This is a genomic window from Zemynaea arenosa, assembly GCF_004614185.1.
Lineage (GTDB): Bacteria > Pseudomonadota > Gammaproteobacteria > Burkholderiales > Burkholderiaceae_D > Telluria > Telluria arenosa.
The window spans coordinates 1-13,491 of record NZ_SPVF01000031.1 but is presented as its reverse complement, the minus strand read 5'-3'; the positions used below and the strand labels follow the sequence as shown (position 1 = coordinate 13,491).

Here is a 13,491-nt window from a genome sequence, read left to right as displayed (position 1 = left end):
GCCTCCTCGGCTCAAGCCACCACCGCCCCCACCAAGTGACCGGACCCACAGGACGCGCCAACACCTGGAGCATCGGCCCGCTGGCGATCTCGGTGCCGGTGTTCGACGCAGGCCGCCGCCGCGCCGGCGTGGACGCGGCGCGCGCGCAGTACGAATCGGCCGCCGTGGCCTACCGTGCCACCGTCCGCAATGCCGTGCGCGAGGTCGAGGAAGCGCTGGTGAACCTGCAGTCCACCGCCGCCCGCGCCGCCGACGCCCAGACCGCGCTGGAAGGCTTCCGCATCAACTTCACGGCGGTGGAAGACCGCTACAAGAACGGGCTGGCCAGCCTGTTCGAGCTGGAAGATGCGCGCCGCACGCGCCTGGCCGCCGAGAACGCGGTCGTCGCCTTGCAGCGCGAGCGCAGCGCGGCCTGGGTCGCCCTGTACCGCGCGGCCGGCGGTGGCTTCACGCCGCCCGCCACCACGCTCGCCTCCTCGGCTCAAGCCACCACCGCCCCCACCAAGTGACCGGACCCACAGGACGTTAACAATGAAAATCGTGAAACCTCAACTCGCCCTCTCCCCCGCCGCCAAGGCGATCGCCGGCCTGCTGGCCGTCAGCGCGGTCCTGGTCATGCTGATGCCGACGCGCGCCGTCAGCGCGGACGACAAGAAGGCCGCCGCACCCAAGCCCGCGCTGACCGTGACCACCACGCGACCGTCCACCACCACCCTGCCCGTCACGCTGACCGCCAACGGCAACGTCGCCGCCTGGCAGGAAGCCTCGATCGGCAGCGAATCGACCGGCCTGCGCATGACCGAAGTGCGGGTCAACGTGGGCGACGTGGTCAACAAAGGCCAGGTGCTGGCCGTGTTCCAGTCCGACACCGTGGCCGCCGACGTGGCGCAGGCGAAGGCGGCGCTGCAGGAAGCGCAGGCCGCCGCCGCCGAGGCCTCGGCCAACGCGGCCCGGGCGCGCTCGATTCAGGCCTCCGGCGCGCTGTCTGCCGCGCAGATCAGCCAGTACCTGACGGCCGAAGCCACCGCCAACGCGCGCATCGCGCAGGCCAAGGCCACGCTCTCGGCGCAGCAGCTGCGCCTCAAGTACACGCAGGTGACGGCGCCCGACAGCGGCGTGATCTCGGCCCGCAGCGCCACCGTCGGCGCGGTGGTCAACCCGGGCACGGAGCTGTTCCGCATGATCCGCCAGGGCCGCCTGGAATGGCGCGCCGAAGTCACGGCGGCGGACCTGGTGCGCATCAAGGCCGGCACCGCGGCCGTGGTGAAGGCCGCCAACGGCAGCGAAGCGCGCGGCAAGGTGCGCATGATCGCGCCCACCATCGACCCGCAGACGCGCACCGCGCTGGTCTACGTGGACCTGCCGCCATCGACCGGCATGAACGCCGCCTTCAAGGCCGGGATGTTCGCCAGCGGCCAGTTCGAACTGGGTACCTCGTCCGCGCTCACCGTGCCGCAGCAGTCGGTGGCGGTGCGCGACGGCTTCCCCTATGTGTTCCGCGTGAACGCCGATTCGCGCGTCAGCCAGCTGAAGGTGCAGACCGGGCGCCGCCTCGGCGACCGCATCGAGGTGCTGTCCGGCCTGACGCCGGACACCGCCATCGTGGTCGGCGGCGCGGGCTTCCTCAACGACGGGGACCTGGTGCGCAATGTGCCCGCCACCGCCCCGGCGCCGGCGCCGCGCACGGCGGCCCGCTGAGCGCAAGGAGACGCATATGAACTTTTCCGCGCTATCCATCCGCAACCCGATCCCGGCGATCATGCTGTTCGTGCTGCTGTCGCTGGCGGGCCTGCTGGCCTACAAGCACAACGCGGTGCAGGACTTCCCCGATATCGAGCTGCCCTTCGTGACCGTGACCGCGGTGCTGGACGGGGCCGCCCCGGCCCAGCTGGAGACCGAGGTCGCCCGCAAGATCGAGGACTCGGTCGCCACGCTGCAGGGTGTGAAGAACATCTACACCAATGTGCGCGATGGCTCGGCCAACATCACGGTCGAATTCATCCTCGAGAAGAACCTGTCGGACGCCGTCAACGAAGTGCGCGACGCCGTCTCGCAGGTGCGCGCCGACCTCCCGGCCGAGATGCGCGACCCGGTGGTGAGCAAGGCCTCCACCGCCGGCCGCGTGGTCCTGACGTTCGCCGCCGCCCCCGCCGCAGGCCCGGACGGCAAGCCGCGCGTGGACGCGCCCGACCTGTCCTGGTACGTGGACAACACCGTGACCAAGAAGCTGCTGACGGTGCCCGGCCTCGGCAAGGTCGGCCGCGTGGGCGGCGTGTTCCGCGAAGTGCGGGTGGAACTGGACGACCAGCGCATGGCCGCCCTGAAGGTTTCCGCCGCCGACGTCTCGCACCAGCTGCGCCAGGTGCAGCGCGAGACCCCGGGCGGGCGTGGCGACGTCTCCGGCGCCGAACAGTCGGTGCGCACCATCGCCACCGTCCATTCGGCCCAGGAGCTGGCGGCCATGGATATTCCGCTGCCGGACGGGCGCCGCGTGCGGCTCGACGAGGTGGCCAAGGTCACCGACACCGTGGCCGAGCCGCGCGCCATCGCGCTGCAGGACGGCCGTCCGGTGGTCGGCTTTGAGATCTTCCGCACCCGCGGCGCATCGGAACTGGACGTGGCCAATGGCGCCCGCGCCGCGGTCAAGGAACTGCAGGCCGAGCACCCGGAAGTGGTGTTTACCGAAGTGATCGACAATGCCTCGCCGGTGAAGGAGAACTTCGACGGCTCCATGGAACTGCTGTACGAAGGCGCGCTGCTGGCGGTGCTGGTGGTGTGGCTGTTCCTGCGCGACTGGCGCGCCACGCTGGTGGCGGCGGCCGCGTTGCCGCTCTCGGTGATCCCGGCATTCCTCGGCCAGTACTGGTTCGGCTACACCCTCAACACCGTGACCTTGCTGTCGCTGGCCCTGGTGGTGGGCGTGCTGGTGGACGACGCCATCGTGGAGATCGAAAACATCGAACGCCACCTCCGCATGGGCAAGTCGCCGATGAAGGCGGCGCTGGAAGCGGCCGACGAAATCGGCATGGCGGTGATCGCAACCACCTTCGCGCTGGTGGCGGTGTTCCTGCCGACGGCGTTCATGGGCGGCATCCCCGGCAAGTTCTTCAAGCAGTTCGGCTGGACGGCGGTGCTGGCGGTGCTGGCGTCCCTGGTGGTGGCGCGCCTGCTCACGCCGATGATGGCGGCCTACTTCCTGAAACCGGCCAAGCATCACGAGCGGCCGGACGGCTGGGTCATGACGCGCTACATGCGCACCATGAAGTGGTGCCTCAACCACCGCCTCGCCACGGTGGCGCTGTCGATCCTGTTCTTCATCGGCTCGATGTCGCTCACGCCGCTGCTGCCGACCGGCTTCGTGCCTCCCGCGGACCGGGGCCAGACCATGGTCAACATCGAACTGGCGCCGGGCTCCACGCTGGCCGAAACCCGCGCCGTGGAAGCGCGCGTGCGCCAGGCCACGGCCCAGGTGCCGGGCGTGAAGCATATCTTCAGCTCCATCGGCGGCGGCTCCAGCGGCGACATCTTCGCGCCCGGCGCGGCGGCCGAGGCGCGGCGTGCCGTGCTGACCGTGACCACCACGCACCGCAACGACCGCGACGAACCTATGGCCGTGCTGGAGCAGCACATCCGCGAGAAGCTGGACCAGATTCCCGGCGCCCGCTACACGGTGGGCGCGCAGGACAACGGCGTCAAGATGCAGCTGGTGCTGCGCAGCGAGGACCCGGTGGCGCTGACCAATGCGGCCCGCAGCGTCGAGCGCGAGCTGCGCACGCTGAAGGGCATCGGCAACGTGAGTTCCAGCGCCTCGCTGGTGCGCCCGGAGATCATCGTGCGCCCGGACTTCGCGCGCGCAGCCGACATGGGCGTGACCGCGACGGCGATCGGCGAGACCGTGCGCATCGCCACCGCCGGCGACTACGACCAGGCGCTGACCAAGATGAACCTGGCCGACCGTCAGATTCCGATCCGCGTCAAGCTGCCGGACGCGGTGCGCGCCGACCTGGACGCCATCGGCCGCCTCACGGTGCCGGGCAAGAACGGGCCGGTGATGCTGTCCACCGTGGCCAATATCTCGATGGAGTCCGGCCCGGCGCAGATCGACCGCCTGAACCGCAGCCGCAATGTCACGCTGGACGTGGAGCTGAACGGCCGCTCGCTGGGCGAGGTGAATGAAGAGGCGCGCGCCCTGCCCGCCCTCAAGAACCTGCCGCCGGGCGTGAGGATCGCCGAACAGGGCGACGCGCAGGAGATGGCCAACCTGTTCGCCAGCTTCGGCATTGCGATGCTGATCGGGGTGCTGTGCATCTACGGCGTGCTGGTACTGCTGTTCCACGATTTCATGCAGCCGATCGCGCTGCTGGTGGCGCTGCCGCTGTCGGTCGGGGGCGCGGTGGTCGCACTGCTGATCACGAACAATGCGCTGTCGATGCCGTCGATGATCGGCTTGATCATGCTGATGGGGATCGTGACCAAGAACTCGATCCTGCTGGTGGACTACGCGATCCTGGCGCGCGAGGCGGGCATGAGCCGCTTCGATGCGCTGGTGGACGCCTGCCACAAGCGCAGCCGCCCGATCATCATGACCACCATCGCGATGGGCGCGGGCATGATGCCGCTGGCGCTGGGCCTGGGCGCGGACCCGAGCTTCCGCTCGCCGATGGCGATCACCGTGATCGGGGGCCTGATCACATCGACGCTTCTCAGCCTGCTGGTGGTGCCCGCCGTATTCACCTACGTGGACGACTTCGAGCACTGGTTCAAGAGCAAGGTGCGGAAGAACCGCAAGCACCACGAGGTGCATGCGGAACCGGTCGTAGAAAAATGATGAGAGCCGGACGGCAGGCGCGCCGTCCGGTGATGGGAGAGACCTGCGGACGGAGGGCCGTCCACAGGCACAGCCTTACACGAGGGGCGGGTCGGTCTCGCGCGCGTAGGCGCGGTGGCTGGCCAGCGCCTCCTTGAAGGCCGCGAGCGCGGCGTCCAGGTCTTCGGGGTCAGTGCCGATCAGGCCCGGATCGTCCGAACCGTCCGGCAGCTGCGGCGGAATCTCCGCCTTCTGCAGCAGCAGCGCGCCAGCGCCGACCACCATGATCGGCTTGCAGTGGCGGTACTGCAGCTGCACGAACTCCTTGGCATGCGCGTCGCGCGCCAGCGCCTGCACGGCCTCCTCGCCATCCGGCACGATCAGGGCATCCCACAGCACGGCCGGTCCGGCCTCCATCGAGATTTCGACGTCCAGCTCCTGCCCGTCGAAGCCCGTCACCTTGCCAAGCATGCTGCCGACCAGGCGCGGAACGGCGCCGTCGGCGAGCAGCGACTGGTACATCGAACGCACCGCGCCCGCGTCCACGCCGTGGCCGACCAGGATCGCGACCTTGCGGGTGCGGATGCCGGTTTCGCCGGGGCGGACCAGCAGCGACAGCGCCGGCGACGGCTCGTACTCGGGGATGGGCGTGTCCAGCGCCAGCGGCAGCGGCTTCGGCACTTCCATGCCGAGGCCCGTGGCGACGAAGTTGGCGAGGTCCAGGTCCACATTGGCCAGCAGCGCCAGCACGCGGCGGCGCACCGCCGACACGGTGCAGCGCGACAGCTCGAAGCGGAAGGCCATGGCGATATGGCGCTGCTCGACCGGGGTCTGGCTCTGCAGGAACAGGCGGGCCTGACCGTAGTGTTCCGCGAAGAGTTCCGGCTTGCCGCGCACCTTGTCCTCGGCCACCGGTTGCGGGAACGAGGTGAAGCCGCGCGTGCCGTTCTGCGCCGGCGAGCCACCCGCCAGCGAATTTGGCTCATAGTTCACGCGGCCCCGGTTGATGGCCTGGCGGTGGAAGCCGTCGCGCTGGTTATTCTGGATCTGCACGATCGGGGAATTGATCGGGATCTCGTGGAAGTTGGGGCCCCCGAGGCGCGTGAGCTGGGTATCCACGTACGAATGGATGCGGCCCTGCATCAGCGGGTCGTTGGTGAAGTCGATGCCCGGGACGAGATGCGCGGTGCAGAAGGCCACCTGCTCGGTCTCGGCGAAGAAGTTATCCGGGTTGCGGTCCAGGACCATGCGGCCCAGCGGCGTAATCGGCACCAGCTCCTCGGGCACGATCTTGGTCGGGTCCAGGATGTCGAAGGCGAAGGATGCGGCCTGCTCCTCGGTAATCAACTGCACGCCCAGTTCCCACTCGGGGAACTCGCCCGCCTCGATGGCTTCCCACAGGTCGCGCCGGTGGAAGTCCGGGTCGGCGCCGGAGATGCGCACCGCCTCGTCCCACACCAGCGAGTGCGTGCCCTGCTTGGGGTTCCAGTGGAATTTGCAGAACACCGACTGGCCCTGCTCGTTCACCAGGCGGAAGGTGTGCACGCCGAAACCCTGCATGGTGCGGTAGCTGCGCGGGATGGCGCGGTCGGACATCACCCACATCAGCATATGTGCCGACTCGGGCATCAGCGAGACGAAGTCCCAGAAGGTGTCGTGCGCCGACGAAGCCTGCGGCATCTGGTGGTGCGGCTCGGGTTTCAGCGCGTGGACCAGGTCCGGGAACTTGATCGCGTCCTGGATGAAGAACACGGGGATGTTATTGCCGACCAGGTCGAAGTTGCCTTCGTCCGTATAGAACTTGACGGCGAAGCCGCGCACGTCGCGCGCGGTGTCGGTCGAGCCGCGCTCGCCAGCCACGGTGGAGAAGCGCACGAACACCGGGGTGCGCTTGCCGGCCGCGGAGAACAGCGCCGCGCGGGTGATGGCCGAATGGTCCTTGTAGCTTTCGAAGTAGCCATGCGCCGCCGAGCCGCGCGCATGCACCACGCGCTCGGGAATGCGCTCGTGGTCGAAGTGGGTGATTTTTTCGCGGAAGATGAAGTCTTCCATCAGCGACGGGCCGCGCAGGCCCGCCTTCAGGGTGTTCTGGTTGTCGGCGACCGGCACGCCCTGGCTGGTGGTCAGCGGCATGCCGCTGCCATCGGCGCGCGCGCGGTCCAGCGGCAGCACGCCGGCGTTGGCGCCGATCAGGGGCTGGCCGTCGCCGGTCTTGGCCGAGGCGATGGTCTCGGTGCTGGTGCTGCCCGTGGCCAGGATACTGGACGGGGTGGCCGTGGCGCCTGGCTGCGGTGTGCGCGCGGCGGCGCCATGTTCACCGCTCTTGTTCGGGTTGAAGGGCATGGCCTCGGCCAGGTCCATGCCGGACACCTGCTTCTCCAGCAACTGCGCGGCGATCTGGCTGGGCGAGCCCAGGCTCTCGGGCGGCGCGGCATCCGAAGGGCCGGAGACCGTGGACATGATCGACCCGGCGCCATCGACCGCGCCGCGCGCCTTGCCTTTGGCCGCCTTGGCCGCGGGCTTTTTCTGCTTGCTCATGAAAGACCTCGTGTAGGGATGTCGGGACACGCGGCACCGCGCGGTGCGGGCGTGAAAGCGCCTCGGGCATGGAGACCCGATGCGGAGGAAAAGAACACGGGCGGCGCAATGCCGCCTCCAGCAAGGCTGGAAGCGGCATCACGCACAGCGCTGCTTAGTCGCGGCGCGAGCTGAAGATCTTGGCCAGCATCCAGCCGGCCACGAAGGCACCGGCCACGGCGGTGGCGGGCTTCATGCGGATGTAGTCACGGCCGCTGTCCAGGTACTCGCCGTAGGCGTCCTTCAGCTGCGCGCTGCGGTCGCCCATCGACTGGCCCACGCCCGACAGACGGCTGGACAGCGCGTCCACGCCTGCATGGGCCTTCTCGGCCAGGCGGTCGACCAGCGGTGCGGCCGATTGCGCGGCCTGGTCGATGCTGCGGTGGAGGGTTTCCTTGCCCTGCTCAATGCGCTGGTCCATGTTGCCGCCCATCGAATGGCTCTGGCTCTCGCCCATCGAACCCGAGGTGGAGCGGCCGACATTGCCTTGCGACGAGCTCATGCTGCCGCCCGTGGCGCCCGAGGAACCGCTGGAGCCGGCGCTGCCGTGCAGATTGCCGGTGTCACCCAGGTTGCCGGTGCTGGCGCTGCTGCCGCGCGAGCCCAGCGACGAGCTGCCGCCACCGGCCGAGCTGGAAGCGGACGAGCCCATGCTGCCGCTGCTGCCCGAGGACCCGGCGCCGGTGGTGCTGCCGGAGGCGTGCAGGCCCGAGCTGGTCGAGCTCGAACCCGATGCGCTGCTGCCTTGCGAGGACGAGCCCGGCTGCGAGCTCTGCTTGCCTGCCGACGATTGCGAATCCTTACCCATGCTGGCTCCTTCACGACCCAGGTCGCGACCACTTCCCTCGTTCGATTTTTGTGTATCCATGATTGAGTCCTCGTTTGATGTATGAAAACTGTGCGGGGGACGCCGTTACCGTTTTGCTGCGTCGGAGTCACAACATATAACGATGGACAGTCGAGGACAGTGCGATGACTAACAGAGCCGATGAGCGGGCGTGGGGCTGTGTGGACGGGAGGAAAAAAATGCCCCGGCGCGAACGGCCGGGGCGAAGTACATCTCGGGGGTGTTGCGAGGGGCCGTGCTGCGGCTTACTTGCGGATCAGGCCGCGCAGCACGTCGAACGCGCTCGGGGTGGCGGCCTTGATCAGGCTGTCGGTGGCGCTCTGCGGCTTCTGCTCGGCGGGGGGCTGGCCGTTCTGGCCGCGCTCGGCGCCTTCGCCCTGCTGGGCGGCGGCCATGGCGGCGGCCATGTCACCCATGCCCGGCATCAGGCTGGCGACCGACTTGGTGCGCACCTTCACGTCCCACTGCGGCTCCCAGGTGATCTTCGGATCCTTGGGGCGGGGCGGGTAAGCCATGTTCAGTTCGTCACCGTAGGCGATGATGCGGGTCATCGCGGTGGCGCTGATCGCCTCCTTCGGTGCGGCGCACTCGGTGGCCTTGCCCGGCAGCAGGACTTTTTCCTTCAGCCATTTGTCGACCGCGCCGTCCGGCTGGTAGTTCAGCAGGCCCATGCCCATGTCCGGCAGCTCGGACGAGGTCCAGTAGACCATCTCCATCTCGTCCTTCTCGGCGTTGCGCATGCCCATGCTGGCCACGAACCAGGCCTTGGCCTGTTCGATCGGCTGCCAGGAGAAGTTGACGCTGGTGGCCGCATCGGCACGCTTGGCGACGATGGCGGGCATCAGGTCGTGCGCCTTGTCGATGTTGAAGCGGAAGCCCTCGACCACGCCCTCGCCTGCGAAGCTGTGCTCGCCGGCCATGCTGGCGCCTTCGGGCAGCAGGCGGTCGTCGTTCTTGTTCGGCCACACCGGGCGGCCCGGCTGCGGCGGCGGGACCTGGAAGGTCTGGCCCCGGTTCTGGAAGAACTTGCTCATCTGGGCCGGATCCATCTTGGCCATGTCCAGCACCAGCGGCTGGCCCTTGCGCACTTCGGTGCCGCAGCCCCAGTAGAGGTACATCTTCCCTTTCGGCATCTGCATGTCGCCGCCACTGCCCTGATACGAGACGGCTCCGCCGCCGGACGGCTTTTCCAGCTCGGGCGCTTCCAGCTTTACGTTCGGCGAGAGCTTGCTGCCGGTCGGCACGGACTGGGTCGCGTGCATCATCTTCGGATTGTTGCGGGTCATCAGGGTGACGTCCATCCAGCGGCCGGTCGAGGCGCCCTGGGTCTGGCCAAAGGTGTTGCCCCCGGTCTTGGCCCCGCCGCCACCGAACAGGCCGCCAAACATCCCGCCGCCGCCGCCCATCGCAGGCATGCCGCCGGAGAAGGTGGCGAGGTCGATGTAGGCCTGGCTGACAGGCGGTTTGACTTTCTGGACGGGTTCAGCGGCCAGGGTCGAGGCGGCGGCGAAGGCGCCGGTCACGAGGACGGCGATGGACTTGAGGGTCGGCACGGGACTCTCCACGCGAGAATAGGGAAACTGGCATTCTAGTGGAGTATGTTCTTGCGGCAACGCCCCACCGAGGGGGGATGCGTGGCGGAGAAGCGGACAAAAAAAGACCCGGCCACCGCGACCGGGTCAAACAAAGCGCCAGGGTTAGCCGCCGAAGCGGCAGGAGAGGGTTGAGGAGATTACTTGCCCGCGACCTTCAGCTCGTTCTTCACCTTCTTCACGCCTTCGACGGCGGAAGCGAGCTGCAGGGCGCGGTCAGCGTCACCGGACGAGGCCACCGAACCGGCCAGGACAACTTCGCCCTGGGTCGACGAGACGGTCACGTCTTTCAGATCCGCCAGTGCGGCCTTGACCTTCGCGTTGAGAGCAGCGTCATCTGCGCTCGGTGCGGAAGCGGCGGGCTTGGCAGCGGGCTCGTTAGCGTAGACCACGCCGAAGGAGGCAGCGGTCAGGGCCAGCACAGCCAGCAGGCGGGGGTACTGAGAAGCTTTCATCGAGATCCTTTCAAGTGCAATCGGGTTAGGCAGTGACGCCAAGTGACGTACCGGCCTATCAGCAAGCGCCGTGCCAGCCCGGCCGAAGCCTTGAAAATCAAGCACTTGGCACAAACGCTAGAGAAAAGCACTGGGCGCCGGCCCATGGAGGTGTCGGGCTGCGGCGACAGGCCGCGCCCACGCGGCCGCAAGTGCTTGATTTGGAAGGGATCAGGCCTGTCGCTCGGGAGCGACAGCAGCTGGCGCGGGCGCATCGGCCCGGAACAGGCGGGCATCCAGCCCATAGCGTTGCAGCAGGCGGTAGAACTCGGTGCGGTTGCGTTCCGCGAGGCGCGCCGCGTCCGACACATTGCCGTCGGTGAGCTTGAGCAGCTGCACCAGGTAATTGCGCTCGAAGCGCTGCTTGGCCTCGGCGTAGCTCAGCACTTCCAGCGTCGGGACGCGCAGCGCGCGCTGCACCAGCGCCAGCGGCACCAGCGCCCCAGTGGCCAGCGCGCACACGTGTTCGACCACGTTGTGCAGCTGGCGCACGTTGCCCGGCCAGGTCGCCATGCGCAGCGCTTCCATCGCGTCCGGCGCAAAGCCCCGCACCTGCTTGCCCGCCTTGGCGCACAGGGTTCGCAGGAAGTGGTTGGCCAGCAGCGCGATGTCCTCGCGGCGCTGGGCCAGGGACGGCAGCGTGAGCGTGATCACGTTGAGTCGGTAGTACAGGTCCTCGCGGAACTGGCCCGCGTGCATGGCGCTGTCCAGGTCCCGGTGGGTGGCCGAGATGATGCGCACGTCGATGGGGCGCGACTGGTCCGAGCCCACCTGCCGCACCGTGCGTTCCTGCAGCACGCGCAGGAGCTTCACCTGCAGGACCAGCGGCATGTCGCCGATCTCGTCGAGGAACAGGGTGCCGCCATCGGCCATCTGCAGCAGGCCTTCGCGGCTCGCCACCGCGCCGGTGAAAGCCCCCTTCACGTGGCCGAACAGCTCCGACTCCAGCAGCTGCTCGGGAATCGCGCCGCAGTTCACCGCGATGAATGGCGCCTGGCCGCGCGGACTGGCCTTGTGCACCGCGTGCGCCAGCAGCTCCTTGCCGGTGCCGCTCTCGCCGCGGATCAGGACACTGGCGTCGGAGGCCGCCACCAGCTTCGCCTCCGCCAGCAGCGTGGCCATGGCCTGGCTGCGGCTCAGGATGTGCGCGCGCCAGGCGTGGTCGCGGTCCTGCTCCGCCGCGGCAGGGGGCGCGCCGCCCAGGGCCTTGGCCACGCGTTCCAGCAGGTCGCGCGCGTCGAACGGCTTGGTGAGGTAGGCCGCGGCGCCATGCGTGGTCGCTTCCACCGCATCGGGGATGGTGCCGTGCGCCGTCAGCAGGATCACGGGCAGCGCCGGGTACTGCGAGCGGATGTCCTGGAACAGGGACAGGCCATCGCGCTCCGGCAGGCGGATATCCGTGATGACCAGCTGCGGCAGCTCGATGGCCAGGCGCGCCAGCGCCGCTTCCGCGCTGCCGACGGCCGTCACCCGGTAGCCGCTGCCCTCCAGCCGCAGGGACAGGAGGCGCAGCATGTCCGCGTCGTCGTCGACCAGCAGGATGTGGTGGCTCATTTGCTGTCGCTCCGCTGGCTGGCGCGCGGCGCGCTGCGCGTGGGCAGGGTGCGTTCGATGTTTTTCAGGCCGTCCACCATCTCGGACAGCTGGTCGTTGCGGCGCTGGGTCTCGCGCATCTGCACCGAGAGCTTGTCGTTCTGGTCGTACAGGCGGCGCAGGTCCGCGCAGGTGGCGGCCAGCAGCTGCGCCAGGCCGCGCGTGTCCGCGTCCCCATGTGCCGCGGCCGACTGGAACACGGCCTGGGCCCGCGCCACCTCGCCGGCGCTGTCGCCGCGCATCAGCGCCAGCCCGTAGCGCATCTGGCCGTACACGCTGCGGTCCCCGCTGGCGCGGTTCTGTTCCGCCGAGATCTGGCTGTCGCTCATGCGACGCAGCTCCGCGTCGTAGGCCAGCAGCGCGGTCACGGGGTCGCGGTGCGGCGTGCCGCGGCTCTCGCGCGGTTCGCGGCTGTCATGGGTGCTGCTGCGCGTCTTGGCGGGTTTGTCGTCGCCGCCGAAGATGCTGGAAATGCCCGACATGCGCGGCATCGAGTCGCAGCCGGCCAGCGCCAGCGCGGCGGCGCCCAGCAGCAGCTTAGCGAGCGGTTTGGTGAGCGGGCGTCGCAGCCGCTGCGGGTTCAGGTGAATTTTCATAAGGCAGGGTCAATCTGAAGTGAGCCCCCTTCACGGACGGGAGCAGTTCCACCGAGCCGCCGTGCGCCCGCGCGTACTCGCGTACGATGGACAGGCCGATGCCATTGCCCTTGCGTGCGCCCGCGGGCTGGCGTTCGCCCTGGTAGAACGGTTGGAAGATCTTGGCCACATCGGCTTCGGCCACGCCGGCGCCGGAGTCGATGCAGTCCAGCGTGGCCTTGCCCTCGCGCTGCGAGAGACCGAGCCAGATGGTGGCGCCGCGGGGGCTGTAGCGGGCCGCGTTGGAAATCAGGTTGGCGATGGCCGCGGTGATCTTGTCCACGTCGACGCGCACCGGCGGCACGCTGCCGGTCAGCTCCGCATGCACGCCCGCCGCCTCCAGCTGGAGGCGCTGCTTGTCGAGCGCGCTCTTCACCAGCGTCGCCAGGTCCACTGGCTCGCGGTGCAGGTGCTGGGCGCCGAAGCTGGCCTCGTTGTAGCGCAGCAGGTCCTCGATCTGCGCCTGCAGCGCGCTGGTGTTCTGGCGCAGGATGCCGACGATCTCCTGCTGGCGCGGCGTGAGGTGGCCGGCGAGGCCATCGTCCAGCAGGGACACGCCTTCGCAGATCGCGGCCAGCGGCGTCTTGAGCTCGTGCGACACGTGGCGCAGGAAGCGCGCCTTGTCTTCCTCCAGCGCGGCGAGGCGGGTGCGCAGCCAGTCCAGCTGGCGGCCCACGTGGCTCAGGTCATGCGGGCCGTCGACGTCGATCTTCTGGTCGTACTTGTTGGCGCCGAGGCGGTCGATGGCGTCGCCGATGGCAGCCAGGGGGCGCGACATCCAGTAGCCGAAGCCCACCGCCAGCACGCCGGCCACCGCGAGCGAGGCCAGCACCTGCACGGTGAGGCGGCTGCGGCCCTGTTCCAGGTCGTCCAGCAGCTGGATGTTGCGGCGCTCGACCTCGTGCCGCACCTCGGTCGCGAGCTGGGCCTGCAAGTTGGGCATGGG

The 13,491-nt window shown here is 68.9% G+C and carries 10 protein-coding genes; 3 read left to right on the top strand and 7 right to left on the bottom strand.

All coding sequences use genetic code 11. From position 1 onward, the window contains the following. The 3 genes from E4L96_RS02185 to E4L96_RS02175 all read left to right on the top strand — a co-directional run. On the top strand, window positions 1-509 hold a 509-nt coding region (locus tag E4L96_RS02185), incomplete at its 5' end, for a TolC family protein (protein WP_167758578.1). 22 nt (window positions 510-531) lie between these two features. Continuing rightward, window positions 532-1,698 (top strand): efflux RND transporter periplasmic adaptor subunit, encoded by a 1,167-nt coding sequence (locus E4L96_RS02180; RefSeq protein ID WP_135205602.1) that lies wholly within the window; start codon window positions 532-534, stop codon window positions 1,696-1,698. Between the two features lie 16 nt (window positions 1,699-1,714). Beyond that, on the top strand, window positions 1,715-4,828 hold the full coding sequence (locus E4L96_RS02175) for an efflux RND transporter permease subunit (protein ID WP_135205601.1): 3,114 nt from the start codon (window positions 1,715-1,717) through the stop codon (window positions 4,826-4,828). Between the two features lie 75 nt (window positions 4,829-4,903). On the opposite strand, the gene E4L96_RS02170 is transcribed toward E4L96_RS02175, so the two are convergent. The 7 genes from E4L96_RS02170 to E4L96_RS02140 form a co-directional block, all read right to left on the bottom strand. Then, entirely contained in the window at window positions 4,904-7,345 is a 2,442-nt protein-coding gene (locus tag E4L96_RS02170; RefSeq protein ID WP_181017570.1) for a catalase, read from the bottom strand. 154 nt (window positions 7,346-7,499) lie between these two features. Continuing rightward, window positions 7,500-8,192 (bottom strand): hypothetical protein, encoded by a 693-nt coding sequence (locus E4L96_RS02165; protein WP_135205600.1) that lies wholly within the window; start codon window positions 8,190-8,192, stop codon window positions 7,500-7,502. 284 nt (window positions 8,193-8,476) lie between these two features. Next, window positions 8,477-9,784, bottom strand: coding sequence for a hypothetical protein (locus E4L96_RS02160; protein ID WP_135205599.1), 1,308 nt, complete (start codon window positions 9,782-9,784; stop codon window positions 8,477-8,479). Between the two features lie 179 nt (window positions 9,785-9,963). Further along, window positions 9,964-10,278, bottom strand: coding sequence for a BON domain-containing protein (locus E4L96_RS02155; RefSeq protein ID WP_135205598.1), 315 nt, complete (start codon window positions 10,276-10,278; stop codon window positions 9,964-9,966). A 210-nt stretch (window positions 10,279-10,488) separates the two neighbouring features. Further along, window positions 10,489-11,871, bottom strand: coding sequence for a sigma 54-interacting transcriptional regulator (locus tag E4L96_RS02150; protein WP_135205597.1), 1,383 nt, complete (start codon window positions 11,869-11,871; stop codon window positions 10,489-10,491). Beyond that, complete coding sequence (locus tag E4L96_RS02145; protein WP_135205596.1) at window positions 11,868-12,506, bottom strand: hypothetical protein; 639 nt, start codon at window positions 12,504-12,506, stop codon at window positions 11,868-11,870. Before E4L96_RS02145 ends, E4L96_RS02150 begins: the two co-directional genes overlap by 4 nt. Continuing rightward, on the bottom strand, window positions 12,448-13,491 hold a 1,044-nt coding region (locus E4L96_RS02140; RefSeq protein WP_135205595.1), incomplete at its 5' end, for a sensor histidine kinase. The genes E4L96_RS02145 and E4L96_RS02140, both read right to left, overlap by 59 nt.